Here is a 25,790-nt window from a genome sequence, read left to right as displayed (position 1 = left end):
TTTTCAACGCCGCTTGGCCGACGCGCAGCAGATCGTGAGCGGCTTCTTAGCTGGCGAGATAGGAGGAGCGGGTCAATCCCAGGCGCATGGCGTCGAGGAACTGGGTGCGCTCTCGGGCGGTGAGGCGCGCACTGGCAACCTTATCGCGGTAGTAGGTCATCAGCTCCTCGGGCGAGAGGTGCACGTACCTGAGCATGTCCTCGATGGTGTCGTGGGTCTCGATGCCGCCGTGGCGCACGCTGCCGTCGGCGTCCTGGTAGACGTTGACCGAATCGGTGTCGCCGAACAGGTTGTGCATGTCGCCGAGGATCTCCTGATAGGCGCCCACCAGGAACACCGCCAGCAGATAGTCCTCGCCCTCGCGCACCTCGTGCACCGGCAGGCTGGTCTCGATGCTCTGCTCGTCGACGTACTGCTTGATCTTGCCGTCGGAGTCGCAGGTCAGGTCCTGCAACACGGCGCGGCGCACCGGCTCCTCGTCCAGGCGGGTCAGGGGCACGATGGGCAGGATCTGGTCGATGGCCCAGGTGTCGGGCAGGCTCTGGAACACCGAGAAGTTGCAGATGTACTTGTCGGCCAGCTTGTCGTTGAGTTCGTCGAGCACCTGGCGGTGGGAGCGCTGGCGCGCCTTGAGCTGGTTGTAGAGGCGACGGCAGATGGCGAAGTAGCACTGCTCGGCGAGGGCCTTGTCGCTCAGGCTCAGGGTGCCGGCGGCGTACTGGGCGGCGGCTTCGCTGACGTACTGGGTGGCGCGCCAGTAGGTCTCGGTGACCATCTCCGGATCGGTGTCGCCGAGCAGCTCGGCCAGCCACTGCACCACCTCGGCCTTGCCTTCGAAGCGCTCGCTGGCCGGCACGCTGTCGTTGTGGCGCTCGACGTCGGTGACCTGCATCACCAGCATGGCGTGGTGGGCGGTCATGGCGCGGCCGCTTTCCGAAAAGATGTTCGGATGCGGCAATTCCTGCTGGTCGCAGAATTCCTTGAGCATGCCGACCACGGTACCGGCGTAGTCGTCCATGTCGTAGTTGATCGAGCTGGCGTTGCGCGAGTGGGTGCCGTCGTAGTCAACGCCCAGGCCGCCACCGACGTCGATGTGGTCCAGCGGCAGGCCCAGGGCGCGCAGTTCGGCGTAGTAGCGGATGGCCTCGCGGAAGCCCTGCCGGTAGTCGGCCAGGTTGGCGATCTGCGAGCCCATGTGGAAGTGCAGCAGGCGCACGCCCTGCTCCAGGCCGGCGGCGCGGAAGCGCTCGATCACCGACAGCAACTGGGCAGCGGAGAGACCGAACTTGGACTTCTCGCCACCGGTGTCGGCCCATTTGCTCGACGCCAGGGACGACAACCGCACGCGCAGGCCGACCTGGGGCGTGACCTTGAGCTCGGCCGCCTCCTCGATCACCAGCGGGACCTCGGATTCCTTCTCGATGACGATGAAGACGCTGTGGCCCAGCTTCTGGCCCATCAGCGCCAGGCGGATGAATTCGCGGTCCTTGTAGCCGTTGCAGACGATGGTGCCACCCTTGGGCGCCAGCGCCAGCACCGCCATCAGCTCCGGCTTGGAGCCGGCTTCCAGGCCGATGGAGACGTCACGGGTGGCGATGATGTTTTCCACCACCGCTTCCTGCTGGTTGACCTTGATCGGATAGAGGGCGGTGTAGCGACCCTGGTAGTCCAGGCGCTCGATGTTGCGATCGAAGGCACCGGTCAGGTGGCGCACCTGGCCCTGGAGGATGTCGGGGAAACGCACCAGCAGCGGCAGCGACAGCCCCGCTTCGCGCAGCTGACCGACCAGCACATGGAGGTCGATCGGCTGGCCGTCCGGGCCGTGGGGGCGGACTTCGACGTTGCCGGCATCGCTGATGGCGAAGTAGCCGGCACCCCAGTGGCGAATACCATAGACGCTGCGGCTGTCCGCCACGGTCCACTGGCTGCCGTCATCTTTGCGCGTGCGTCGTGGGGACATTCGCGGGAATCTCCTGTAGGGAATCTTGCTTTGGATGGACCGCCGCCAGGGGCGGTAAGTTGTACGCGGGGGCTGGAAGGCTTGGCCTAGCCGCCCGACCGCTTGGTCTTGAAGCCGCGTTTTTCGAGTTCGCCGAGCAACAGGTCGACATGGTCGCCCTGGATCTCGATGACGCCATCCTTGAGCGCCCCACCGGTGCCGCAGCGGCGCTTGAGCGCGCTGGCCAGGTCCTTGAGCGCTTCCTCGCCCAGGAGCACGCCGCTGACCGTGGTCACCGTCTTGCCGCCACGGCCCTTGGTCTCGCGGCGCACCCGGGCGATGCCGTCGCCCACCGGAGCCGGCGCCTGGGGTTCTTCCGGGCGAATGCGGCCGACGTCGGTGGAGTACACCAGCCGGCTGAGATCCGACAGCGACGAGGTTTTCTTGCTCAAGGGACGGTCCTCCCAGTCGGGTTCAGGCGCCGGGCGCCTGGAGGAAGCCTTGGACGCAGCGCCGGCCGACACGGGCCGCGCTGGTCCGGGGCCGCGCAATGTAGCAGCATCGTCCGCGGATGCTAAGGCGCGAATGCGAGAAATTAAGGCAGGGATGCGACATCCACGCGGCTGAGCGCCAGTTGCAGGGCTTCCAGCGAATCCGGGCAATAGGGTCGCTGACGCGCGTCATCGAGGATGGCCGCCGGGGCCAGGAAGCGCGCCTCCAGCACCTCTTCCGGTTGCCGCCGCAACGGACCGTTCCAGCGCGCGCTGAACACGCCGCCCCAGAGGCGATTGCCCGGTTCCTCGAAATAGAAGGTGCCATGGGCACGCAGGGGCACGCCGCTGACGCCCAGTTCTTCGGCCAGCTCGCGGGCGGCCGACTCCGCATAGCTCTCGCCCGGCGCCACCATGCCGCCGGCGGCGACGTCCCAGTAGCCCGGGTAGAGCGCCTTGCTCAGGGTGCGCCGGTGCACGCAGAGTTCGCCGGCGTCATTGAACAGCAGGATGAAGGTGCAGCGGCCGATCAGGCCGCGGGCGCGCAATTCCGCCCGCGGCACTTCGCCCTGGATGCGGTCGTCGCGATCGACCCAGACCACCCGTTCCCGGTCGGAGGCGGCGCGATGCGCCGCTTCGCGAGCGTCCGGCGTCATCAGCCCTGTTCCAGCAACTGGCGCAGATCGATGATGGCGGCGTTGGCGCGGGAAATATAGTTGGCGATCACCAGCGAATGGTTGGCCAGGATGCCGAAGCCGCTGCCGTTGAGGATCATCGGACTCCAGACCGGCTGCTGCGCCGCTTCCAGTTCGCGGATGATCTCGCGCACGTTCACCGTGGCGTTTTTCTTCGCCAGGGTGTCGGCGAAGTCGACCTCGATGGCGCGCAGGATGTGCGACAGCGCCCAGGCCTGACCGCGGGCCTCGTAGAAGACGTTGTCGATCTGCAGCCAGGGCGTCTCGACGCGCTGCTCGTGCACCTCCGGCACCTGGCCGGCGGGGATGTCCTGGTTCGGCCGCGGCTCGGCGTCCAGGCGCACCCGACCGACGCTGGCGGACAGCCGCTGGGACAGCGAACCCAGGCGGGTCTCGACGTCACCCAGCCAGTTGCGCAGGTTGTCCGAACGCGAATAGAAGTAGGCGGTGGGCTGGCCCTGGGCATTCTGGCCACCCAGGCGCGCCAGGTAACGGTCCAGGGAGGCGATGCCGGCGCGGTATTCCGATTCCGACGAGGGCATGGCCCAGCTGTGGTTGTCGAAGTTGAAGCGCGGCTCGGCCTGGGCCAGGTCGACGTCCTCGGTGGACTGCGACTGGGAACGGGCGAAGTCCTTGCGCAGGGCGCGCGCCAGGTCGCGGGTCTGCACCAGCACGCCGTATTCCCAGGACGGCATGTCGTCGAGCCAGAGGCCCGGCGGGAAGATGTCGTTGGAGAGATAGCCACCCGGCTTGTCCAGCAGGGTACCGGCTACCTGCTTGAGGGTCTCGACCGTGGTGTAGCCGAGCACCAGCTTGCGCCCGCTGGCCGCGGCCGCCTCCTGGGCATGCTGCTGCACCGGGAAGAAATCCGGTTCGCGACTCCAGTACCAGCCTATCGCCAGGGTGACCAGCAGGTAGAGCGCGACCAGCACTGCCACCAGCCGGAGCCATCCCGACCTCAAGTTCCACTCCCGCATGGGCAATTCCTTGCAATGTTTTCAAAGGTGTTGGCGCTTGGACCCCTGCCTGCGGCGCCGGTTGCGCAGCCTTGGCGGCCGGCGCGGGCGCCATGCACCCGGGCAGCCGCTTCCGAGACTAGGGTAACAGGCGACGGACGCTACTCCAGAAGCGACCGACAGTATCCATGCGAGCGGCATGGCCGCCGCTAACCAGGGTACCGCCTCTCCCCTGCCTGCCAGCAATTGGTAGCATAGGGCCACCACCTCAAGAATGACGGAACAATTCGTGAGCGAACCAGATGATCCGAGCCGGGACCGCCTCAAGCTGCACTTCGCGCAACGGGTCATCCACCAGTCGCGCCAGGTGCTGGAGATCTGGCAACGGCTGCAACGAAACGAGTGGACGGCCGGCAGCCTGGTCGAGCTGACCGACGCCAACACACGCCTGCTGCAATACGCCAAGCGCTTCGAGCAGCAGGGCCATGCCGAACTCGCCGAGGCCATCGGCGCCTCCCTGGCCCAGGTCGCCGCCAATCGCGGCCGTCTCAACAGTCAGGCCATCACCGAACTCAGCCTGGCGATGCAGAGCCTGTCGCGCACCGGGCTGCGCCAGGGTGACCAGCTGGAAACCACCAGCCTGCCACCGCTGCGCAAGCCGATCTACATCGCCCTGGTCGACACCGAGCGCGCCGAGCGCCTGGCGCAGCAGATGGAATACTTCGGCGTCACCATCCAGATCATCCACGGCGCCGACGACTTCCGCGCGATGATGGACAGCCGTCACCCGGCGGTCATCGTCATGGACGTGGACTTCGGCGGCGCGGGCGCCGGCATCCAGCTCGCGCTGGAGGCCCAGACCGGTCTGGAGCGCAAGCTGCCGATACTGTTCTACAGCCACCAGGAAGCCGACACCCCCTTTCGTCTGGCCGCGGTCCGCGCCGGCGGCCAGGAGTTCTACACCGGCACCCTGGATTCGGCGCGGCTGCTGGAAAAGATCGAGACCCTCACCCGCACCGTCTATTACGATCCGATCCGTGCCCTGGTGGTGGACGACTCCCGCGCCCAGGCCATGGCCACGGAAATGGCGCTCAACAGCGCTGGCATCGTCACCCGCACCCTGATGCAACCTGGCGCGGTGATGGCGCACCTCGCCGAGTTCGTGCCTGACCTGATCATCCTCGACATGTACATGCCCGAGTGCACCGGCACCGAGCTGGCCAAGCTTATCCGCCAGCACGAGCGCTATGTCAGCGTGCCCATCATCTACCTGTCGGCCGAGGACGACCTCGACAAGCAGCTGGACGCCATGAGCGAAGGCGGTGACGACTTCCTCACCAAGCCGATCAAGCCGCGTCACCTGATCGCCACAGTGCGTACCCGCGCGGCCCGGGCGCGCAGCCTGCAGGCGCGCATCGTCCAGGACAGCCTCACCGGTCTGTACAACCACACCCACACCCTGCAACTGCTGGAAGACGCCTGCTTCCGCGCCCGGCGCAGCCAGCGGCCGATCACCTTCGCCATGCTGGACATCGACCACTTCAAGCAGGTCAACGACCACTACGGCCATCCCATGGGCGATCGGGTGATCAAGAGCCTGGCGCTGTTCCTCAAGCAGCGCCTGCGCAAGTCCGACCACATCGGCCGTTATGGCGGCGAGGAATTCGCCATCGTGCTGCCCGACACCGACCTCGCCACCGCCACCCGCCTGATCGACGAGATCCGCCAGCGCTTCGCCGAGATCCACTATCCGGCACCACCTAAGGAGCTCAGCTGCACCTTCAGCGCCGGCGTGGCGCAGCTGCAGCCCGGCCAGGAGATGCCCGCGCTGGCCAAGCAGGCGGACGAAGCCCTCTATGCCGCCAAGCATGCAGGGCGCAATTGCGTACGCCAGTACGGCCAGGACTGACCAGCCAGATGCCTCTGCTATGATCGGCCGCTGCCGATCGCCGAGAAGCCCATGCGTGTCCTGCTGCTCCTGCTCACCCTGCTGCTGACCCTGCCCGCCGCCGCCGGGCTGTTCGATGCGCCGCGCCCGAGCGCCGCGCTGGGCCTGGACGGTCAGCGCCCCAGTCAGCAATTCCTGCCGGTGGATCAGGCCTTCCGCCTGGAGCAGCGCCGCGACGCCGAGGGCCGCCCCCAGTTGCGCTTCACCATCGCCGAGGGCTACTACCTCTATCGGCAACGCTTCGCCTTCGACACCGACCCCGGTCTGCTCACCGCGCCGGTGGCCCTGCCGCCCGGCGAGCCCAAGCACGATGAATGGTTCGGCGACGTCCAGGTCTATCACGCCGGCGTCGACATCCCCCTGCCCCTGGCGCCCGACCGCGGCGGCCAGATCCGGGTGACCTACCAGGGCTGCGCCGATCGCGGCCTCTGCTATCCGCCGGAAACCCGAACCCTGGACATCGCCGGCCCTGCGCTGGCGACCCCGGTGGCCGCCGCGTCCGTCCCCGCTCAGCTCGACTGGAACCGGATCCTGCTGGCCTTTCTCGCCGGACTCGGGCTGACCTTTACCCCCTGCGTCCTGCCGATGCTGCCCATCGTCTCGGCGGTGGTCCTGGCCGGCAAGGCGCGCCCAGGACGTGGCCTGCTGCTGGCGCTGGCCTACGTGGTGCCCATGGCCCTGAGCTTCGCCGCCCTGGGCGCGCTCATGGGCGTCTTTGGCGCCAGCCTCAATCTGCAGGCGCAATTGCAGTCGGCCTGGGTGCTGATTCCCTTCGCCGCGCTGTTCGCGCTGTTCGCCCTGGCCATGTTCGGTCTCTTCGAACTGCGCCTGCCGGCGGTCCTGCGCGAGCGCCTGGAACAGCTGGCCAGCGGCACCCGCGGCGGTTCCCTGGGTGGCGCGGCCACCCTGGGCGTGCTCTCCAGCCTGATCGTCTCGCCCTGCGTCTCGGCGCCCCTGGCGGGCCTGCTGCTCTATATCAGCAGCACCGCCGACTGGCTTGGCGGCGGACTGGCGCTGTTTGCCCTGGGCCTGGGCATGGGTGCCCCGCTGATCCTCATCGCCGCCGGCGGCGGCGCCCTGCTGCCACGCAGCGGCGCCTGGCTGGTGGGCATGCGCAATGCCTTCGGCGTCCTGCTGCTGGCGGTGGCCCTGTGGCTGCTCGAACGGCTGCTGCCGGGGCCGCTGGCGCTGGCCGCCTGGGGCTTGCTGGCGGCCGGCGTCGGGCTGTTTCTCGGCGCCCTGGAATTCGTGCCCAAGCCACCCCGCCAGCGGCTGCTGCAACTGGCCGGCCTGACCCTGGTGGTCTATGGCGCGGCCGCCGGCATCGGCGCCCTGCGCGGGGCCAACGATCCCCTGCGACCGCTGGGCGATGCCGCGGCACCTGCCGTGGCCGGCCGCGCGGACGTCATGCACAGCCTCAGCGATCCGGCGGCCCTGGCCAGCCGTCTCGGCCAGGGGCGACCGGTGCTGGTGGACGTCTATGCCGACTGGTGCATCAGTTGCAAGCTGATCGAGCGCGAGGTGTTCGGCGATCCCGAGGTCCAGGCGCACTTGCGCGACTTCACGCTGATCCGCTTCGACATGACGCAAAGCACCCGGGAACAGAGGCAGTGGCTGGAACGGCAGGGACTGTTCGGTCCGCCAGCGATCCTGTTCTATGCCGACAATGGCCGGGAGCAGGCCCAGGCGCGCATCGTCGGCGAAATCGACGCCGCGGGATTTCTCGCCCGACTCGGTGAAGCAAAAAGGCTTATCGCCAGCGATTAAAAGAATTTCGCCCAACGTGCGGGCATTTCCGGCAAACGTCTAGCGACTGGACAGTCACCTCTGGTTGCGGCATAGTCCGCGGCCAATCTGGTTGCGAAATCGCGAGGCAAGTGGCTATGGCGCATCTGCTGGTACTGCACGGGCCCAACCTGAATCTCCTGGGCACCCGCGAGCCGGGCGTCTACGGGGCCACCACCCTGGCCCAGATCAACGCCGATCTCGAAGCCCGCGCCACCGCGGCGGGGCATCGCCTGCAGTATCTGCAAAGCAACGCCGAGCACCTGCTGATCGAACGCATTCATGCCGCGCGTGACGAAGGGGTGGATTTCATCCTCATCAATCCGGCTGCCTTCACCCATACCAGCGTCGCCCTACGTGACGCCTTGCTCGCGGTGAGCATCCCATTCATCGAAGTGCACCTGTCGAACGTGCACAAGCGCGAGGCCTTCCGCCACCACTCCTATTTTTCCGACGTGGCGGTCGGTGTCATCTGCGGGCTCGGTGCCAGTGGCTATCGCCTGGCCCTGGAAGCCGCCTGCGAACAGCTCGCCGCCCGCGGCTGAGCGCGACTCAACATCCAGAACATCACCAGAACCCGAGGGGAGAGCCAACGCCAATGGACATCCGTAAAGTCAAGAAACTGATCGAGCTGCTGGAAGAGTCCGGTATCGACGAGCTGGAAATCCGCGAAGGCGAAGAATCCGTCCGCATCAGCCGCAATACCGGCCGCGGCCAGGGCATGCAGACCGTCTACGCCGCTGCTCCCGCTCCGGTCGCCGCCCCGGCCCCGGCTGCCGCGCCGGCCGCTGCCGCTGCCCCCGCCAGCGAAGCCGCCGCGTCGCAACTGACCGGTAACGTGGCTCGTTCGCCCATGGTCGGCACCTTCTACCGCGCCTCCTCGCCCACCACCCCGGCCTTCGTCGAAGTCGGCCAGCAGGTGAAGAAAGGCGACATCCTGTGCATCGTCGAAGCCATGAAGATGATGAACCACATCGAAGCCGAAGCCAGCGGCACCATCGGCCAGGTACTGGTCGAGAACGGTCAGCCCGTCGAATTCGACCAGCCGCTGTTCACCATTGTCTAAGCCCGTGGAGCCCACGATGCTGGAAAAAGTCCTGATCGCCAACCGCGGGGAAATCGCCCTGCGCGTGGTGCGTGCCTGCAAGGAGCTGGGCATCAAGACGGTGGCGGTTCATTCCACCGCCGACCGCGAACTGATGCATCTGTCCCTCGCCGACGAATCGGTGTGCATCGGCCCGGCCCCCTCGCCCCAGTCCTACCTGAACATCCCGGCCATCATCAGTGCCGCGGAGGTCACCGGCGCCACCGCCATCCACCCCGGCTACGGCTTTCTCGCCGAGAACGCCGACTTCGCCGAGCAGGTGGAGCAGTCCGGATTCGCCTTCGTCGGCCCCACCGCCGACGTGATTCGCCTGATGGGCGACAAGGTGTCCGCCAAGAACGCCATGAAGCAGGCCGGTGTTCCCACCGTGCCGGGCTCCGACGGCGCCCTACCGGATGACGAGGCCGAGTGCCTGCGCATCGGCCGCGAAGTCGGCTATCCGGTGATCATCAAGGCCGCCGGTGGCGGTGGTGGTCGCGGCATGCGCGTGGTCGAGGACGAGGCCGAGCTGATCAAGTCGATCAAGCTGACCCAGACCGAAGCCGGCGCCGCCTTTGGCAACTCCATGGTCTACATGGAGAAATTCCTCGGCAATCCGCGTCACGTGGAAGTCCAGGTGCTCTCCGATGGCCAGGGCAACGCCGTGCACCTCTATGACCGCGACTGCTCGCTGCAGCGCCGTCACCAGAAGGTCATCGAAGAGGCGCCTGCGCCCCAGATCGACGAGAAGGCCCGCGAAGAAGTCCTGGCACGCTGCGTCAAGGCCTGCATCGACATCGGCTACCGTGGCGCCGGCACTTTCGAGTTCCTCTACGAAGACGGTCGCTTCTACTTCATCGAGATGAACACCCGCGTGCAGGTGGAGCATCCGGTGACCGAGATGATCACCGGCGTCGACATCGTCAAGGAGATGCTCAGCATCGCCGCGGGCAATCCGCTGTCGATCAAGCAGGAAGACATCAAGATCACCGGTCACGCCATCGAGTGCCGGATCAACGCCGAAGATCCCAAGACCTTCATGCCCTCTCCGGGCCTGGTCAAGCACTACCATGCACCGGGCGGCAACGGCGTGCGGGTGGATTCGCACCTGTACAGCGGATACAAGGTTCCGCCGAACTACGATTCGCTGATCGCCAAGCTGATCACCTGGGGCAAGACCCGCGACGAGGCCATGGCCCGGATGCGCAACGCCCTGGACGAGCTGATCGTCGACGGCATCAAGACCAATGCCGATCTGCACCGGATGCTGACCCGCGACCAGGCCTTCGGCCAGGGCGGCGTGAACATCCACTACCTGGAGAAGAAGCTCGGCCTGCGCCACTGAGTGCATGACGAGCGCTGATTCAGCGAACGGGCTGCCCTCGGGCAGCCCGTTTTCATTTACCCTCCCCGCTTTGACCCGATTCAGGTAGCCCACCATGTCCTGGCTGCAAGTCCGCCTCGCCCTCACCCCCGCCCAGGCGGAAACCTACGAAGACCTCATGCTCGAACTGGGCGCCGTCTCGGTGACCTTCATGGACGCCGAGGACCAGCCGATCTTCGAGCCGGATCTCGGCACCACCCCGCTGTGGTCCCAGACCCACCTGCTGGCGCTGTTCGAAGGCGATACCGACGCCGCCGCTCTGGAACAGCGCGTGCAGCTCCTGGCCAACGGCCTCGTCTACGAGGTGGAGCGCCTGGAAGACCAGGAATGGGAGCGCAGCTGGATGGACAACTTCCAGCCCATGCGCTTCGGCCAGCGACTGTGGATCGTGCCCAGTTGGCACGAGGCCCCGGAACCCGAGGCGGTCAATCTGCTGCTGGATCCAGGCCTGGCCTTTGGCACCGGCACCCACCCCACCACCTCGCTGTGCCTGCAGTGGCTGGACGGCGAACCGGTCCAGGGCCTGCAGGTGCTGGATTTCGGCTGCGGCTCGGGCATCCTCGCCATCGCCGCCCTGCTGCTGGGCGCCGCGCGCGCCGTGGGCACCGACATCGACGTCCAGGCCCTAGAAGCCTCGCGGGAGAATGCCAATCGCAACGGCATCGACCCGGCACGCTTTCCGCTGTACCTGCCCGCCGATCTGCCAGGCGAGCCGGCCGACGTGGTGGTGGCCAACATCCTCGCCGGTCCGCTGGTCGGCCTGGCCGAGCAGATCACCCGCCTGACCCGCATCGGCGGGCGCCTGGCCCTTTCCGGCATCCTCGCCGAGCAGGCCGAGGATGTGCGCGCTGCCTACGCCGGCTGCTTCGACCTGGAACCCACCGCCACCCTGGACGGCTGGGTGCGCATCAGCGGCACCCGCCGTCGCTGATCGATCAGGGCGCCACCGGTCCGCTCACCCAGCGGCCCGGTGCAAGCCCTTCTTTCGCCAGGGCCTTCGGGTACACTAGCGCGCTTCACTCCCTGGCTGTCGCCTCGCCATGACCGAATCCCTCGTCGCCCAGTGTCCGCATTGCCATACCCGCTTCCGCGTCACCCAGGAACACCTGGCTGCAGCGGACGGCGACGTACGCTGTGGCGTCTGCCTGGAAGTGTTCAACGCCAGCAACCAGGCCGCACCCCTGACGGCGCCGCAGCCCATGCCCGTGCCACCTGCGCCCGTGGCCGAACCGGCGCCGACGCCCAGCGAAGCGGCCTGGCCCCATGACGAACTGGACCTGAGCCACCTGGAGCTGGACGCCGAGGTCGCCCGCCTGGGCGCCCTCGAAGAACAGCGCCGCGCGCCGGTCGCGCCGGCAGCCCCGCCCGCGGAGGCAACGCCGCCTGCCGTGGCCACGCCGCGGGAAGAACCGGCGCCGGTCCAGGGCCTGGCGGCCCACCGCTCCCAGGACGACGAAGCCCCCTTCGAACTGCCGTCGCTCGGCGCCGCCTCCGCCGAGCGCGAACCTGAGCCGGAATCCCTGCGCCTGCCGGCCGAACCCGAGGTGGAGTTCGAACCGCAGCCCGACCCCTTGCCGCTTCCCGCCGCCGAACCGGAACCGGAGCCCGAGCCCGAGCCCGCCGTGGAGGCCCGGCCGGAGCCGGACATCGCTCCCGTGCCGACGGCCGCACCGGTGGCACCGCTCGCGGCCACCCGCGCCCCGCTGAAGCCTGCCCCGGCCACGCCGCCCGCGCCCCTCAACGCCGCGCCGGTCGAGCGCCAGGAGCCCGCGCTCGGCCGCGTCGAAGCCGACGACGACGAACGCGCCGAACCCGGCCTGGGTCGGCTCTACGACTGGCAGGAGCCCGTTGCCGAACCCCTTAGCGCCGCGCGCGACGGCGACGACGACGAGCCACTGCCAGCCAAGGCCACGACCGCCCTGCGCAGCGAACCGGAATGGCAGGACGATCCCTTGCTCGACCTGCACGACGATCCGCTGCAGCTGGACAGCCAGCCACGGCGCCCGCACTGGGGTCGCCGCTTGCTGTGGATCCTGCTCTGCCTGCTGGCGCTGCTCGGCCTGGCCGGCCAGTACGTCTATTACCACTTCGACGAACTGGCGCGGCAGGACAGCTATCGCCCGCTGTTCGTCCAGGCCTGCGCCAGCCTGGGCTGCAAGGTGCCGTCCAAGGTCGATGTCCAGCAGATCCGCAGCAGCAACCTGGTGGTGCGCAGCCATCCGCAATTTTCCGGGGCCCTGCGCGTCGATGCCATCCTCTACAACCGGGCGCCCTTCTCGCAGCCCTTTCCGCTGCTGGAATTGCGCTTCGCCGACCTCAACGGCCAGTTGCTCGCCAGCCGCCGTTTCAAGCCCGGCGAGTACCTGAACGGCGAGCTCAAGGGCCAGGACGAGATGCCGCCGCAGACGCCGATCCACATCGCCCTGGACATTCTCGACCCCGGTCCGCGCGCGGTGAACTACAGCCTGAGCTTCTTCTCGCCGGAGTAGCGCCAGGGCGAATTGCTCATAAACTAGCCAACTCGCGCTTTATCCGGAGGCGGCGAGCGGGTATCATTCCCAACCCTTTTCAAGCACAGCAGCCCCTGTCCGCGGCCGGTTTCCGGCGCAGGCGGAACAGGCGCCTATTCGCCAGGGAAAAAGATATGTCGATGGTACGCATCGGCCCTTATACCTTGCCCAATCCGCTGATTCTCGCGCCCATGGCCGGGGTCACCGACCTGCCCTTCCGGCGCCTGTGCCTGGCACTCGGCGCCGGCATGGCCGTGTCGGAAATGGTGACCAGTGACGTGCGGCTCTATGACAGCCGCAAGTCGCGGCTGCGCCTGATCCACGCCAGCGAGCAGGAACCGCGCTCGGTGCAGATCGCCGGCGGCGATCCGGCAATGCTGGCCGAAGCGGCCCAGCGCAATGTCGAACTGGGTGCCCAGATCATCGACATCAACATGGGCTGCCCGGCGAAAAAGGTCTGCAACAAGGCCGCCGGCTCCGCGCTGATGAAGGACGAGGTCCTGGTGGCCGAGATCCTCGCCGCCGTGGTGGCCGCGGTGGACGTTCCGGTGACCCTGAAGATCCGCACCGGCTGGAATCCCGAGAATCGCAACGGCCTGCGCATCGCGCAGTTGGCCGAAGCCGCCGGCATCCAGGCGCTTGCCGTGCACGGCCGCACCCGTGACGACAGATTCCTCGGTGCCGCGGAGTACGACACCATCGCCGCGATCAAGCAGGCGGTCGGCATCCCGGTGTTCGCCAATGGCGACATCGACAGCCCGGAAAAGGCCCGGCGCGTGCTCGAGCACACCGGCTGCGACGGCCTGCTGATCGGCCGCGCTGCCCAAGGCCGCCCCTGGATCTTCCGCGAGATCGCCCACTACCTGGCGACCGGCGAGCACCTGGCGGCGCCGAGCGATGCCGAGGTGGAGGCCATCCTGCTGGAGCACCTCGACGCCCTGCACGCCTTCTACGGCCCGGAAATGGGCGTGCGCATCGCCCGCAAGCACGTCGGCTGGTACCTGGCCGACCGGCCGGGCGCCGCGGAATCGCGCGCCCAGTTCAACCGACTGCAAGACACCCAAGCCCAGCACGCCAGCATTCGCGCGTTCTTCGCGCAGCCCCCGATCGGGAAGCAGGTGGCATGAATTCGATGACCGAGACTTTGACTGGAACAGCGCCCGTGAGTGACAACGGCGACCTCAAGCAGCACCTGACCGCTCCCCTGCAGGAGGGCCAGACGCTGCGCGACAGCGTGGAAAAGGCGCTGCGCAACTATTTCGCCCACCTCGATGGGCAGCCGGTGACCGACGTCTACAACATGGTGCTCTGCGAAGTGGAAGCACCCCTGCTCGAAAGCGTGATGAATTACGTCAAGGGCAACCAGACCAAGGCATCGGAGATGCTCGGGCTCAATCGCGGCACCCTGCGCAAGAAGCTCAAGCAATACGACCTGCTCTGATCCGCCTCATCGCCGGCGGCCCAGGGGGCTTGACCGGCGGTCTCTCTCCTCCTGATGGACATGACCATGACCGACCAGACCTCTCGCCTCCCCGTCCGCCGTGCGCTGATCAGCGTGTCCGACAAGACGGGCGTCGTCGACTTCGCCCGTGAACTCGCGGCCATCGGCGTGGAAATCCTGTCCACCGGCGGGACCTACAAGCTGCTGCGCGACGAAGGCATCCCGGCGGTGGAAGTCGCCGACTACACCGGTTTCCCGGAAATGATGGACGGCCGCGTCAAGACCCTGCATCCGAAGATCCACGGTGGCATCCTCGGCCGTCGCGGCATCGACCACGAGGTCATGAGCGAGCACGGCATCCGCCCGATCGACCTGGTCGCGGTCAATCTCTACCCCTTCGCCGCCACCGTGGCCAAGCCCGGCTGCAGCCTGGCCGACGCCATCGAGAACATCGACATCGGCGGTCCGACCATGGTCCGCAGCGCGGCCAAGAACCACAAGGACGTCGCCATCGTGGTCAATGCCAGCGACTACGCGGCCATCCTCGACGACCTCAAGGCCGGTGGCCTGACCTACGCCCAGCGCTTCGACCTGGCGCTCAAGGCCTTCGAGCACACCGCCGCCTACGACGGCATGATCGCCAACTACCTGGGCAGCATCGACCAGCAGGCCGAGACCCTGTCCACCGAAGGCCGCGCCGCCTTCCCGCGTACCTTCAGCGCCCAGTTCATCAAGGCGCAGGACATGAGATACGGCGAGAACCCGCACCAGCAGGCGGCCTTCTACGTCGAGCACGCCAGCGAAGCCTGCGTGGCCACCGCCACTCAGCTGCAGGGCAAGGAACTGTCCTTCAACAACGTCGCCGACACCGACGCCGCCCTGGAAACCGTCAAGAGCTACGAAGAGCCGGCCTGCGTCATCGTCAAGCACGCCAACCCCTGTGGCGTGGCCGTGGCCGGCGACATCCGCCAGGCCTATGAACTGGCCTATGCCACCGACAGCGAGTCGGCCTTTGGCGGCATCATCGCCTTCAACCGCGAACTGGACGCCGAGACCGCGCGCGCCATCGTCGAGCGCCAGTTCGTCGAGGTGATCATCGCCCCGCGCGTCAGCGTCGAGGCCCGCGAGGTCGTTGCGGCCAAGGCCAACGTCCGCCTGCTGGAGTGCGGCGAGTGGCCCGCCGAGCGCAAGCCCGGCCTGGACCTCAAGCGTGTCAACGGCGGTCTGCTGGTGCAGAGCCGCGACATCGCCATGATCACCGCCGCCGACCTCAAGGTGGTGACCCAGCGCGCGCCCAGCGAGCAGGAACTGCAGGACCTGATCTTCGCCTGGAAGGTAGCCAAGTTCGTCAAATCCAACGCCATCGTCTACGCCAAGGGCCAACAGACCGTGGGCATCGGCGCCGGCCAGATGAGCCGCGTCAATTCGGCGCGCATCGCCGCCATCAAGGCCGAGCACGCCGGTCTGGCCGTGGCCGGTGCGGTCATGGCCTCGGACGCCTTCTTCCCCTTCCGTGACGGCATCGACAACGCCGCGGCCAATGGCATCACCGCGGTGATCCAGCCGGGCGGCTCCATGCGCGACGCCGAGGTCATCGCCGCCGCCGACGAAGCCGGCATCGCCATGGTCTTTACCGGCATGCGTCACTTCCGCCACTAAGGGCCCGTCACGGCGAGGCCGCACGCGCCTCGCCGTCGCTCCAATTTCACGTGCGGACGCCACCCGGCGGTCGCCAGAGGAACACTGCATGAACGTACTCATCATCGGCAGCGGCGGTCGCGAACACGCCCTGGCCTGGAAGGTCGCCCAAGACACCCGGGTCACCAAGGTCTATGTGGCCCCGGGCAACGCCGGCACTGCCACCGAAGCCAAATGCGAGAACGTCGCCCTCGACGTCCTGGCCCTGGAACAACTGGCCGACTTCGCCGCCGCCAACGTCGAGCTGACCATCGTCGGCCCCGAGGCGCCGCTGGTGGCCGGCGTGGTCGACCTGTTCCGCAGCCGCGGCCTGCCCTGCTTCGGCCCCACCGCCGGTGCGGCCCAGCTGGAAGGCTCCAAAGCCTTCACCAAGGATTTCCTGGCGCGCCACCAGATCCCCACCGCCGCCTACGCCAACTTCACCGAGGTGGAGCCGGCCCTGGCCTATCTGCGCGAGCAGGGTGCGCCCATCGTGATCAAGGCCGACGGCCTGGCCGCCGGCAAGGGCGTGATCGTCGCCATGACCCTGGCCGAAGCCGAGGACGCGGTGCGTGACATGCTCTCCGGCAATGCCTTCGGCGATGCTGGGGCGCGGGTGGTGATCGAGGAATTCCTCGACGGCGAGGAAGCCAGCTTCATCGTCATGGTCGACGGCAAGCACGTGCTGCCGATGGCCACCAGCCAGGATCACAAGCGCGTCGGCGATGGCGACAGCGGTCCCAACACCGGCGGCATGGGCGCCTATTCCCCGGCGCCGGTGGTGACCCCCGAGGTCCACGAGCGGGTCATGCGCGAGATCATCGAGCCCACCGTGGCCGGCATGGCCAGCGAAGGCAATGTCTACACCGGCTTTCTCTATGCCGGTCTGATGATCGACCAGAGCGGTGCGCCCAAGGTCATTGAATTCAACTGCCGCTTCGGCGATCCCGAGACCCAGCCGGTGATGCTGCGCCTGCAGTCCAGCCTGGTGCTGCTGGTGGAGGCCGCCCTGGCCGAGGCCCTCGACAAGATCGAAGCCTGCTGGGATCCGCGTCCAAGCCTGGGCATCGTCCTGGCCGCTGGCGGCTATCCGGGCGACTACGCCAAGGGTGACGCCATCGCCGGTCTCGACGCCGCCGCGGCGCTGCCGGGCAAAGTGTTCCACGCCGGCACCAGTCTGCGCGATGGTCAGGTCGTCACGGCCGGCGGTCGGGTGCTGTGTGCCACGGCCCTGGGCGAAACGGTCTCCGCCGCCCAGCAGAACGCCTATGCGCTGGCCCGGGAAATCACCTGGAAGGGCGGCTTCTACCGTAGCGACATCGGCTACCGCGCCATCGCCCGCGAGCGACAGTGAAGCTCGCCTAAGGGATCAGCCTGTTACACTGTTACGTCAACAGACGTGACGGGCTGATCTATACTCGACGTCCGCATTTGCGAAGGGAACTCTCGTGCACCGGCTCTGGATCGCCATAGGCTTTGTGGTCAGCTGGCTGCTGTTGCTGCTGGTGGCCAATTCCGTGCAGGCCGAGAATTCGCCGGATGCGGGCTGGGCGCAATACGAGGATGCTACCGGCGAATTCTCGCTCGACGACGTCCGTGACCGGCTGTCCGCCTTCAAGCCGCTGACCACCGCCCGCGCCCACCGCCCCGCCGGTCCCGGGGCGCTCTGGCTGCACACCCGCATCCAGCCCGACACCCAGCAGCGCCTGCTGCGCATCATTTCGCCCAATGTCGGCTATCTTGACTTCTTCGCCTATCGCGACGACCAGTTGCTCAGCGAGATCCGCGATGGTCTGTCGCGGCCGCTGCTCAATCCGCAGCAACTCAGTCGCGACTTCGTCTTTCCGATTCCGCAGAGCGACCAGCCGCTCGACCTCTTCCTGAGATTCGAATCGCCCCAGCCGATGCGGATCGCCCTGACCCTGAGCAGCAGTGCCGAAGCCGAGATCACCCATCGGCTGGTGATGTTCGGCGTGCTGCTCGGCTGCCTGGCCATGCTGGCGCTGTACAACGGCGCCCAGCTGCTCTATCACCGCAGCCGCGCCACCAGCGCCCTCACCCTGCTGCTGGTGATGCTGGTCTGCGTGGCCCTGAACATCTTTGGGCTGAGCAAGTTCTTCCTCGGCAGCTTCAAGGGCCAGACGCCGCTGCTGACCGATCTGTCGGTGCTGGCCTGCAGCGCCGCCGGGTTGAATTTCGTGGGCGCCTTCTTTGGCTGGCGGCGACTGCCGCTGTGGATCCGCCGCACGCTCAGGGGCCTGCTGGCCCTGGTCGCCCTGGCCGCCGTGGTGCGCATCGCCGCCGGCGAATTCTATGTCGGCGACTGGCTGATGGTGGTCAATGCCCTGGCGTTGTTCGCCTGCCTGAGCATCGCCCTGGAGCGCTGGCACCAGGGCGCCCGCTATGCGCGGCTGCTGGTGGTGAGCTGCGCCTTGCTGGCCCTGGCCGGGCTGATCGCCCTGCCGATCCTGGCCGGTTACGCCAATCCGCCGGTGTGGATGGGCCGCGGCCTGATCGCCAGCTGCATGCTCAGCGGCATCCTGCTCACCCTGGCCCTGGAGGAGCGCCGTCGCTTTCTACGTGAGGAGCACTTCACCCGCACCCGCGACAGAGCCGCCAACCATGCGGAGCTCAAGGGCAAGGCCGAATTTCTCTCGCGCATCAGCCACGAGATCCGCACCCCCATGAACGGCGTGCTGGGCATGACCGAACTGCTGCAGGGCACGGCGCTGTCGGCCAAGCAGCGCGACTATGTGCAGACCATCCACAGCGCCGGTGCCGAGCTGCTCAACCTGATCAACGAGATCATCGACATCACCCGCCTGGAAAGCGGCCAGATCGAACTGGAAGAGGTCACCTTCGACCTCAATGCCCTGCTCGACGACTGCCTGGACATCTTCCGGCCGCGCGCCGAGGAGCACCGGGTCGAACTGCTCAGCTTCATCCAGCCCCAGGTGCCCCGCCGCTTCATCGGCGATCCGACCCGCCTGCGCCAGATCCTGCTGAACCTCCTGGAAAACGCCTTCCAGCGTACCGAGGAAGGCGAGATCCTCCTGGTGATCTCCCTGGAAGAGGCCACCGGCCAGCCGCCGCGCCTGCGCATCTCGGTGCAGGACAGCGGCACCCCGCTGGACGCGGCCCTGAGTCGCCAGTTGCTGTCCACCCACCTCGACCGCCGCGACTTCCTCGCCAGCGACACCGACAGCCTGGACTTCGGCCTGATCATCGCCCGCCAGCTGGTGCTGCTGATGCAGGGCGACTTCGGCATCCAGAACAACGCCGAGGGCGGTTCCAGCTTCTGGATCAGCCTGCCCATCCCGGCCCAGGCGCTGGTGCTGTCGCGCGGCGACAGCGACTATCCGCTGCAGGACGTGCGGGTGCTGGTGGTCGACGACAACGAGCTCTGCCGCAAGGTCCTGCAGCAGCAGTGCAGCGCCTGGGGCATGCAGGCGGTCACCGCCGCCTCCGGACGCGAAGCCCTGGCCCTGCTGCGCACCCAGTCGCACCTGCGGGAATACTTCGACGTGGTGCTGCTCGACCAGCAGATGCCGGGCATGACCGGCATGCAGCTGGCCGCGCGCATCAACGAAGACGAGAATCTCAACCACGACCTCTTGCTGATCATGCTCACCGGCCTGAGCAATGCGCCGAGCAAGGTCATCGCCCGCAACGCCGGCATCAAGCGGGTGCTGGCCAAGCCGGTGGCCGGCTATACCCTCAGGGCGACCCTGGCCGACGAGCTGTCGCGCCGCGGCCAGCGGGTCAGCGAACCCGAGCCCGAGGAGCAGCCCAGCGGCATCCCCAGCGATTTCCGCGTGCTGGTGGCCGAGGACAACAGCATCTCGGTCAAGGTGATCCGCGGCATGCTGAAAAAGCTCGGCGTCGAACCCGACACCGTGAGCAACGGCCTGGAAGCCTTCGAAAAGCTCCAGCAGAACACCTACGACCTGATCCTGATGGATTGCGAGATGCCCCTGCTGGACGGCTTCGGTGCGACGCGCCGGCTAAGGGCCTGGGAACAGCAGAATCATCGTTCGCGCACCCCGGTGGTGGCCCTCACCGCGCACATCCTCGCCGAGCACAAGGATCGTGCCCAGGAGGCCGGCATGGACGGCCACATGGGCAAGCCGATCGAACTCTCGCAGTTGCGCGAGCTGCTGCTCTACTGGGCCGAGCGACGGCGGCTGGACGTGACCCGCGCGGGCCTCAAGGCGACTCCTTGAACCTGTCCTTGACGTAGGTGATCTCGGTCTTGCCGTGAGGGACCGGATTGCCGTCCTCGTCGAGATTGACGAAGACGATCTTGTCGATGGTGAGGATGCTCTTGCGGGTGATCTTGTTGCGCACCTCGCATCTGAGGGTGATGGAGGTACGCCCGAACTCGGTGGCGGTGATGCCCAGCTCGATGATGTCGCCCTGGCGCGAGGCGCTGATGAAGTTGATCTCCGAGATGTACTTGGTCACCACCTTGGGATTTTCCAGCTGCACGATGGCGTAGATCGCCGCCTCCTCGTCGATCCACTTGAGCAGGCTGCCGCCGAACAGGGTGCCATTGGCGTTGAGGTCTTCGGGTTTCACCCACTTGCGGGTATGGAAGTTCATCAGGGCTCCTTGAATTTCCAGGGTCTTAAGGCATCAGATCAGGGCGCGCGCGGTAGATTCCGGTCGACATGAGGCAGAGCGCCACCCTTTGGGTTTATCGCGATCCTCGTTATACTGCCCGCGCATCGCGGCCACCAGGCCGCCCCGCCTTCCGTTCGAGGGGCGCTGCAGCACGCTGCGTTATCCCATCCTAGCCGACCCGCCGCTGGCGCGGGACCCTCGGCGGGCATGACGCCAGACGTTGTCAGGCTCGAGCGGAGCGTTATCAGAACGCATCAACGGCGCCCATTCGCACCTAACGAATGGAGACTCTTCAATGAGCGCTGTCCTCACGCCTGCCGCTTTCAACGATTTCAAGGTCGCCGACATCTCCCTGGCCGACTGGGGTCGTCGCGAAGTCATCATCGCCGAATCGGAAATGCCCGCCCTCATGGGCCTGAGACGCAAGTACGCCGGCGAGCAACCCCTGGCTGGCGCCAAGATCCTCGGCTGCATCCACATGACCATCCAGACCGCCGTGCTCATCGAGACCCTGGTGGCCCTGGGCGCCGAAGTGCGCTGGTCGAGCTGCAACATCTTCTCCACCCAGGACCAGGCCGCGGCCGCCATCGCCGCCGCTGGCATCCCGGTGTTCGCCTGGAAGGGCGAGACCGAAGCCGAATACGAGTGGTGCATCGAGCAGACCATCCTCAAGGATGGCCAGCCCTGGGACGCCAACATGGTGCTGGACGACGGCGGTGACCTGACCCAGATCCTGCACGACAAGTATCCGCAGGTGCTGGAGCGCGTGCACGGCATCACCGAAGAGACCACCACCGGCGTGCACCGCCTGCTGGACATGCTCAAGGACGGCACCCTCAAGGTCCCGGCGATCAACGTCAACGACTCGGTCACCAAGAGCAAGAACGACAACAAGTACGGCTGCCGCCACAGCCTCAACGACGCCATCAAGCGCGCCACCGACCACCTACTGTCCGGCAAGCAGGCGCTGGTGATCGGCTACGGTGACGTGGGCAAGGGCTCAGCCGCCTCGCTGCGTCAGGAAGGCATGATCGTCAAGGTCTCGGAAGTCGATCCGATCTGCGCCATGCAGGCCTGCATGGACGGCTACGAGCTGGTCTCGCCCTATGTCGACGGCCTCAACGACGGCACCGAAGCCTCCGTGGATCGCGTGCTGCTGGGCAAGATCGACCTGATCGTTACCACCACCGGCAACGTCAACGTCTGTGACGCCAACATGCTCAAGGCCCTGAAGAAGCGCGCCCTGGTGTGCAACATCGGTCACTTCGACAACGAGATCGACACCGCCTTCATGCGCCAGCACTGGGGCTGGGAAGAGGTGAAGCCGCAGGTGCACAAGATCCACCGCACCGGCCTGACCGTCGATCCGGCCAACGACGACTACCTGATCCTGCTGGCCGAAGGCCGCCTGGTGAACCTGGGCAACGCCACCGGTCACCCCAGCCGCATCATGGACGGCTCCTTCGCCAACCAGGTGCTGGCGCAGATCCACCTGTATCAGGAGAAGTTCGCCGACCTGCCGGTCGCTGAGAAGACCGCCAACGTCACCGTCATGGTCCTGCCCAAGAAGCTCGACGAAGAAGTGGCGCTGGAAATGGTGAAGGGCTTCGGTGGTGTGGTGACCCGCCTGACCGAGGCTCAGGCCAAGTACATCGGCGTGACCCAGGAAGGCCCCTTCAAGCCCGACAGCTACCGCTACTGATGGCCAGCCCCGCCCGCCAGGGCGGGGCCGCTCACGAGAGAGACGCCGTGAAACCCAGTCTGAGTTTCGAATTCTTTCCCTGCAAGACCGAAGCGGGCCACGAGAAGCTGATCGCCACCGCGCGGCAGCTGGCGAGTCATGGGCCGGAGTTCTTTTCCTGCACCTATGGCGCCGGCGGCTCCACCCGCGACGGCACCTATCGCACCGTGCGCCAGCTCAACGACGAGGTCGGGGTACCGACCGCGCCGCACCTGTCCTGCGTCGGCGACAGCAAAGCCAAGCTGCGCGAGCTGCTGCAGCAGTACCGGGAAGCCGGCATCAACCGCATCGTCGCCCTGCGCGGCGACCTGCCGTCCGGCATGGGCCTGTCCGGTGGTGGCGAACTGCGTTATGCCAGCGATCTGGTCGCCTTCATCCGCGAGGAAACCGGCGATCACTTCCATATCGAGGTCGCCGCCTATCCGGAAACCCATCCGCAGGCGCGCAGCTTTACGGACGACGTGCGCAATTTCGTGTACAAGATGCAGACCGGTGCTGACCGCGCGGTCACCCAGTACTTCTTCAACGCCGACTGCTACTTCCATTTTGTGGAACGTGTCCGCAAACTGGGAGTCGAAGCCCCAGTGATCCCTGGCATCATGCCGATCACCAACTACAGCAAGTTGGCGCGCTTCTCCGATGCCTGTGGCGCTGAACTGCCACGCTGGCTGCGGAAGCAACTGGAAGCCTACGGTGACGACACCCAGAGCATCCAGGCCTTTGGCGAAGAAGTCATGACCGCCCTCTGCGAGCGACTGCTCGAAGGCGGGGCACCCGGTGTGCACTTCTACACCCTGAACCAAGCGGAGCCGTGTATCGCCATCTGGCGAAACCTCGGTTTTTGAAGTCGGCCACGCGAACTGGCGGCGACTTCACCCAATCGTGATTACCGCTACCGGTCATCGCCCGACTCTTCATCCAGCGCAGGATGACGAGGGCGGGCGAGACGTCCGAAACCTTTCGGACGTCAACCGGAAGCGCAACCGCGCCCCCACGTCGGCGGGACGCCGACAGAGACAGGAACCCCGCATGTCCTTCATTTCCCTCGGTCTCTCCGAGGCCCTTGCCCGCGCCGTGGAAGACGCTGGCTACACGAATCCCACTCCTGTTCAGCAACGCGCCATTCCGGCCGTCCTGCAGGGTCGCGATCTGATGGTGGCTGCCCAGACCGGCACCGGCAAGACCGGCGGCTTCGCGCTGCCGGTGCTCGAGCGCCTGTTTCCCAACGGTCATCCCGATGGCCGCCAGCACGTGGCCAGGCAGCCGCGCGTACTGGTCCTGACGCCGACCCGCGAACTGGCGGCCCAGGTCCACGACAGCTTCAAGGTCTATGCCCGTGACCTGCCCATGCGCAGCGCCTGCGTCTTCGGTGGCGTCGGCCTCAAGCCGCAGGTCACCGCCCTGGCCAAGGGTGTCGATGTGCTCGTCGCCTGCCCGGGTCGTCTGCTGGACCTTGCCGGTCAGCAGAGCGTCGACCTGTCCGCCGTCGAGATCCTGGTGCTGGACGAAGCCGACCGCATGCTCGACATGGGCTTCATCCACGACGTGAAGAAGGTCCTGGCCCGTCTGCCGGCCCGCCGCCAGAACCTGCTGTTCTCGGCCACCTTCTCCAAGGACATCACCGACCTCGCCGGCAAGTTGCTGCAGGATCCCGAGCGGATCGAGGTCACCCCGCCGAACACCACCGTCGAGCGCATCGAGCAGCGGCTGTTCCGTATCCCCGCCAATCAGAAGCGCGCCCTGCTCGCCCACCTGATCACCCTGGGTGCCTGGGAACAGGTGCTGGTGTTCACCCGCACCAAGCACGGCGCCAACCGCCTGGCCGAGTACCTGAACAAGCATGGCCTGCCGGCCGCGCCGATCCATGGCAACAAGAGCCAGAACGCCCGCACCAAGGCCCTGGCCGACTTCAAGAGCAACGAGGTCCGCGTCCTCGTCGCCACCGACATCGCCGCCCGCGGCCTGGACATCGACCAGTTGCCCCACGTGGTCAACTTCGAGCTGCCCAATGTCGAGGAAGACTATGTCCACCGCATCGGCCGTACCGGTCGGGCCGGACGTAGCGGCGAAGCCATCTCCCTGGTTTCGCCCGACGAAGAGAAGCTGCTCAAGGCCATCGAGCGTCTGACCAAGCAGAGCATCCCCGACGGCGACATGCAGGGTTTCGACCCGCAGTCCGTACCGCCGGAACAGCCGGAAGTGCGTGCCCCGCGCGAGCCGCGTGGCAAGCCGCAGCAGAATCGCCAGAAAAAGGCCGACAAGCCGGCGCGCAGCGAAGGCAAAGGCCAGAATCAGGGCCAGGGCAAGGCCGCCAGTGGCGAGCAGTCCGGTGCCCAGCCCCAGGGCGAGCGCAAGGGCCGTACCCGCAATCGTCGCGACCGCCGTGATCGCGACGACGCCGGTCAGGCCACTGCGCAACCTGGCCAGGCCGCGGCCCAGCAGCCGCGCAATCGCGATCCGGAAGAATTCCTGGACGACGATTACGACAACTTCGGCAACAGCGTCGACTACGTCAGCCCCTACCAAGGCAAGGGTCGCAACGGCCAGCGCCGTGGCAACGGCGGCAACGGTGCCCGTCCGGCGGCCGCGAACAGCAACGGTCAGCAGCCCCGTCAGGGTCAAGGCCAGGGCCAGGGCGCTGCCCGTGCCCAGCGTGGCCAGCAACAGCAGCAGCCCGGCAAGCGCCGTGGCCAGAATGGCCAGCCCCGCGCCGCTCGCCCCTACGAGGCCGCCCCCAGCGAGCCGCGGGCCTATGCCCAGGAAGAGCGGGCATCGAGCAAGCCGCAACCGAAGATCGTGCACAAGCCGTCGCGTGCCGACCGCCTGCCGACCCTGGAGCAGCTGGAAGACCTGCCGAGCCGGCCGCGCAGCGAGAAGCCCGCGCTGCTGACCCGCAACCGCGAAGCCTGATGAAGTGCGGGCCGCTCAGGCGGCCCGAACTCCGGGCAAAAAGAAACCCCGCCTTGGCGGGGTTTCTTTTTTAAGCTCGCTTGAGAAGTCGCCGAGCGAAGGTCAGGCAAGGCAAAAATCGGCGAGGAAGCGGACCGGGCTCGCGCTCGAGTTTACACAGGGTAAATGAGCATTACGACCGAGCTGGCGATCCAGCCGGTTTTTAACGCAGCATGACCAAGCGCAGGCACTTATCAACCGAATCAGGCGTGGGCGGCGCGCAGGGCGTCAATATAGGGCTCGGCCTGGCGATGGCTGCGGATCAGCTCGATGAAGTCTTCACCCTGATCGTTACGGGCATCCAGATCGTAACCGGCCTCGACGAAGAAGCCGACGAAGCGCTCGAAATCGTCCGGACGCAGACCGCGATAGGCCTTGACCAGCTTGTGCAGAGACGCGGGGGTATCGTCCGCCGGCTCGACCGCGAGAAACAGCTTGATCTGCTCGTCGCTGATCTCTTCACCGATGACCTGCTTTTTATCCTTGCGCATCCTTTGGCTACCTGTGCTGGGGGATTCTTTGGAGAAAAGGAGGACCGATTCTAACCCTGCCCTTCGCCTGCCCGCC

21 protein-coding genes and 1 riboswitch are annotated in these 25,790 nt (G+C 66.8%); of the genes, 15 read left to right on the top strand and 6 right to left on the bottom strand.

The features are described from left to right. Positions 1–46: 46 nt before the first annotated feature. The 4 genes from speA to CFE50_RS19410 form a co-directional block, all read right to left on the bottom strand. Complete coding sequence (speA, locus tag CFE50_RS19425; RefSeq protein ID WP_144956264.1) at positions 47–1,960, bottom strand: arginine decarboxylase; 1,914 nt, start codon at positions 1,958–1,960, stop codon at positions 47–49. A gap of 86 nt (positions 1,961–2,046) precedes the next feature. Further along, complete coding sequence (locus tag CFE50_RS19420) at positions 2,047–2,391, bottom strand: translation initiation factor Sui1 (RefSeq protein ID WP_286736851.1); 345 nt, start codon at positions 2,389–2,391, stop codon at positions 2,047–2,049. A gap of 143 nt (positions 2,392–2,534) precedes the next feature. Beyond that, entirely contained in the window at positions 2,535–3,086 is a 552-nt protein-coding gene (locus CFE50_RS19415) for an NUDIX hydrolase (RefSeq protein ID WP_286736849.1), read from the bottom strand. Beyond that, complete coding sequence (locus CFE50_RS19410; protein WP_145155365.1) at positions 3,086–4,102, bottom strand: DUF2333 family protein; 1,017 nt, start codon at positions 4,100–4,102, stop codon at positions 3,086–3,088. The genes CFE50_RS19415 and CFE50_RS19410 overlap by 1 nt, the downstream gene beginning before the upstream one ends. Before the next feature lie 268 nt (positions 4,103–4,370). Between CFE50_RS19410 and CFE50_RS19405 the strand changes: the two genes are divergently transcribed. The 12 genes from CFE50_RS19405 (at position 4,371) to CFE50_RS19350 (ending at position 20,133) form a co-directional block, all read left to right on the top strand. Beyond that, positions 4,371–5,990 (top strand): response regulator, encoded by a 1,620-nt coding sequence (locus CFE50_RS19405; RefSeq protein ID WP_286736847.1) that lies wholly within the window; start codon positions 4,371–4,373, stop codon positions 5,988–5,990. Positions 5,991–6,041: 51 nt separating this feature from the next. Continuing rightward, positions 6,042–7,796 carry a protein-disulfide reductase DsbD gene (gene dsbD / locus CFE50_RS19400; RefSeq protein WP_241809030.1) on the top strand — a complete coding sequence of 585 codons (1,755 nt, stop codon included), beginning with the start codon at positions 6,042–6,044 and terminating at the stop codon, positions 7,794–7,796. 116 nt (positions 7,797–7,912) lie between these two features. Then, the gene (aroQ, locus tag CFE50_RS19395) at positions 7,913–8,359 is read left to right on the top strand and encodes a type II 3-dehydroquinate dehydratase (protein ID WP_007161587.1); all 447 of its coding nucleotides are present in this window, start codon (positions 7,913–7,915) and stop codon (positions 8,357–8,359) included. A gap of 53 nt (positions 8,360–8,412) precedes the next feature. Then, positions 8,413–8,880, top strand: coding sequence for an acetyl-CoA carboxylase biotin carboxyl carrier protein (accB, locus tag CFE50_RS19390; protein WP_241809032.1), 468 nt, complete (start codon positions 8,413–8,415; stop codon positions 8,878–8,880). A 16-nt stretch (positions 8,881–8,896) separates the two neighbouring features. Next, positions 8,897–10,243 carry an acetyl-CoA carboxylase biotin carboxylase subunit gene (gene accC / locus CFE50_RS19385; protein ID WP_027598936.1) on the top strand — a complete coding sequence of 449 codons (1,347 nt, stop codon included), beginning with the start codon at positions 8,897–8,899 and terminating at the stop codon, positions 10,241–10,243. A gap of 94 nt (positions 10,244–10,337) precedes the next feature. Next, on the top strand, positions 10,338–11,213 hold the full coding sequence (gene prmA, locus CFE50_RS19380) for a 50S ribosomal protein L11 methyltransferase (RefSeq protein ID WP_007161584.1): 876 nt from the start codon (positions 10,338–10,340) through the stop codon (positions 11,211–11,213). Between the two features lie 109 nt (positions 11,214–11,322). Beyond that, positions 11,323–12,771 (top strand): DUF3426 domain-containing protein, encoded by a 1,449-nt coding sequence (locus CFE50_RS19375; RefSeq protein ID WP_286736843.1) that lies wholly within the window; start codon positions 11,323–11,325, stop codon positions 12,769–12,771. 155 nt (positions 12,772–12,926) lie between these two features. Continuing rightward, positions 12,927–13,919 carry a tRNA dihydrouridine synthase DusB gene (gene dusB / locus CFE50_RS19370; RefSeq protein WP_027598939.1) on the top strand — a complete coding sequence of 331 codons (993 nt, stop codon included), beginning with the start codon at positions 12,927–12,929 and terminating at the stop codon, positions 13,917–13,919. Next, positions 13,916–14,233 carry a DNA-binding transcriptional regulator Fis gene (gene fis, locus CFE50_RS19365; RefSeq protein WP_026083845.1) on the top strand — a complete coding sequence of 106 codons (318 nt, stop codon included), beginning with the start codon at positions 13,916–13,918 and terminating at the stop codon, positions 14,231–14,233. Before dusB ends, fis begins: the two co-directional genes overlap by 4 nt. 66 nt (positions 14,234–14,299) lie before the next feature. Next, positions 14,300–15,892 (top strand): bifunctional phosphoribosylaminoimidazolecarboxamide formyltransferase/IMP cyclohydrolase, encoded by a 1,593-nt coding sequence (gene purH / locus CFE50_RS19360; RefSeq protein WP_286736838.1) that lies wholly within the window; start codon positions 14,300–14,302, stop codon positions 15,890–15,892. Between the two features lie 88 nt (positions 15,893–15,980). Continuing rightward, the gene (purD, locus tag CFE50_RS19355; RefSeq protein WP_286736837.1) at positions 15,981–17,264 is read left to right on the top strand and encodes a phosphoribosylamine--glycine ligase; all 1,284 of its coding nucleotides are present in this window, start codon (positions 15,981–15,983) and stop codon (positions 17,262–17,264) included. A gap of 94 nt (positions 17,265–17,358) precedes the next feature. After that, on the top strand, positions 17,359–20,133 hold the full coding sequence (locus tag CFE50_RS19350; RefSeq protein ID WP_286736835.1) for a response regulator: 2,775 nt from the start codon (positions 17,359–17,361) through the stop codon (positions 20,131–20,133). Here the strand turns inward: CFE50_RS19350 and CFE50_RS19345 are convergent. Next, entirely contained in the window at positions 20,117–20,512 is a 396-nt protein-coding gene (locus CFE50_RS19345) for an acyl-CoA thioesterase (RefSeq protein ID WP_058792716.1), read from the bottom strand. The genes CFE50_RS19350 and CFE50_RS19345 overlap by 17 nt on opposite strands. Before the next feature lie 151 nt (positions 20,513–20,663). Continuing rightward, positions 20,664–20,806, top strand: a riboswitch (S-adenosyl-L-homocysteine riboswitch). Between the two features lie 22 nt (positions 20,807–20,828). On the opposite strand from CFE50_RS19345, the gene ahcY reads away from it, so the two are divergent. From ahcY to rhlE2, 3 genes are all read left to right on the top strand, one after another. Continuing rightward, entirely contained in the window at positions 20,829–22,235 is a 1,407-nt protein-coding gene (ahcY, locus tag CFE50_RS19340) for an adenosylhomocysteinase (RefSeq protein ID WP_286736834.1), read from the top strand. Between the two features lie 47 nt (positions 22,236–22,282). Next, positions 22,283–23,119, top strand: a complete 837-nt coding sequence (metF, locus tag CFE50_RS19335; RefSeq protein ID WP_502694718.1) for a methylenetetrahydrofolate reductase [NAD(P)H] — start codon at positions 22,283–22,285, stop codon at positions 23,117–23,119. Positions 23,120–23,303: 184 nt separating this feature from the next. Beyond that, positions 23,304–25,184, top strand: a complete 1,881-nt coding sequence (gene rhlE2, locus CFE50_RS19330) for an RNA helicase RhlE2 (RefSeq protein ID WP_286736832.1) — start codon at positions 23,304–23,306, stop codon at positions 25,182–25,184. A gap of 242 nt (positions 25,185–25,426) precedes the next feature. Here the strand turns inward: rhlE2 and CFE50_RS19325 are convergent, their stop codons facing one another. After that, complete coding sequence (locus tag CFE50_RS19325) at positions 25,427–25,714, bottom strand: PA4642 family protein (protein ID WP_007161573.1); 288 nt, start codon at positions 25,712–25,714, stop codon at positions 25,427–25,429. Positions 25,715–25,790 lie beyond the last annotated feature (76 nt).

Origin of the sequence: Pseudomonas sp. PGPPP4 (genome assembly GCF_002256045.1) — a bacterium.
Taxonomy (GTDB): Bacteria; Pseudomonadota; Gammaproteobacteria; order Pseudomonadales; family Pseudomonadaceae; genus Chryseomonas; species Chryseomonas oryzihabitans.
Note: the sequence above shows the minus strand (reverse complement) of the source record. Positions and strands in the feature narration are given on the sequence as shown.

Excerpts from the sequence above, each read along its gene's own strand:
- speA (WP_144956264.1), bottom strand. The coding sequence starts at position 1,960 with ATGTCCCCACGACGCACGCGCAAAGATGACGGCAGCCAGTGGACCGTG.
- CFE50_RS19415 (WP_286736849.1), bottom strand. The coding sequence starts at position 3,086 with ATGACGCCGGACGCTCGCGAAGCGGCGCATCGCGCCGCCTCCGACCGG.
- CFE50_RS19410 (WP_145155365.1), bottom strand. The coding sequence starts at position 4,102 with ATGCGGGAGTGGAACTTGAGGTCGGGATGGCTCCGGCTGGTGGCAGTG.
- dsbD (WP_241809030.1), top strand. The coding sequence starts at position 6,042 with ATGCGTGTCCTGCTGCTCCTGCTCACCCTGCTGCTGACCCTGCCCGCC.
- aroQ (WP_007161587.1), top strand. The coding sequence starts at position 7,913 with ATGGCGCATCTGCTGGTACTGCACGGGCCCAACCTGAATCTCCTGGGC.
- accB (WP_241809032.1), top strand. The coding sequence starts at position 8,413 with ATGGACATCCGTAAAGTCAAGAAACTGATCGAGCTGCTGGAAGAGTCC.
- accC (WP_027598936.1), top strand. The coding sequence starts at position 8,897 with ATGCTGGAAAAAGTCCTGATCGCCAACCGCGGGGAAATCGCCCTGCGC.
- prmA (WP_007161584.1), top strand. The coding sequence starts at position 10,338 with ATGTCCTGGCTGCAAGTCCGCCTCGCCCTCACCCCCGCCCAGGCGGAA.
- CFE50_RS19375 (WP_286736843.1), top strand. The coding sequence starts at position 11,323 with ATGACCGAATCCCTCGTCGCCCAGTGTCCGCATTGCCATACCCGCTTC.
- dusB (WP_027598939.1), top strand. The coding sequence starts at position 12,927 with ATGTCGATGGTACGCATCGGCCCTTATACCTTGCCCAATCCGCTGATT.
- fis (WP_026083845.1), top strand. The coding sequence starts at position 13,916 with ATGAATTCGATGACCGAGACTTTGACTGGAACAGCGCCCGTGAGTGAC.
- purH (WP_286736838.1), top strand. The coding sequence starts at position 14,300 with ATGACCGACCAGACCTCTCGCCTCCCCGTCCGCCGTGCGCTGATCAGC.
- purD (WP_286736837.1), top strand. The coding sequence starts at position 15,981 with ATGAACGTACTCATCATCGGCAGCGGCGGTCGCGAACACGCCCTGGCC.
- CFE50_RS19345 (WP_058792716.1), bottom strand. The coding sequence starts at position 20,512 with ATGAACTTCCATACCCGCAAGTGGGTGAAACCCGAAGACCTCAACGCC.
- ahcY (WP_286736834.1), top strand. The coding sequence starts at position 20,829 with ATGAGCGCTGTCCTCACGCCTGCCGCTTTCAACGATTTCAAGGTCGCC.
- rhlE2 (WP_286736832.1), top strand. The coding sequence starts at position 23,304 with ATGTCCTTCATTTCCCTCGGTCTCTCCGAGGCCCTTGCCCGCGCCGTG.
- CFE50_RS19325 (WP_007161573.1), bottom strand. The coding sequence starts at position 25,714 with ATGCGCAAGGATAAAAAGCAGGTCATCGGTGAAGAGATCAGCGACGAG.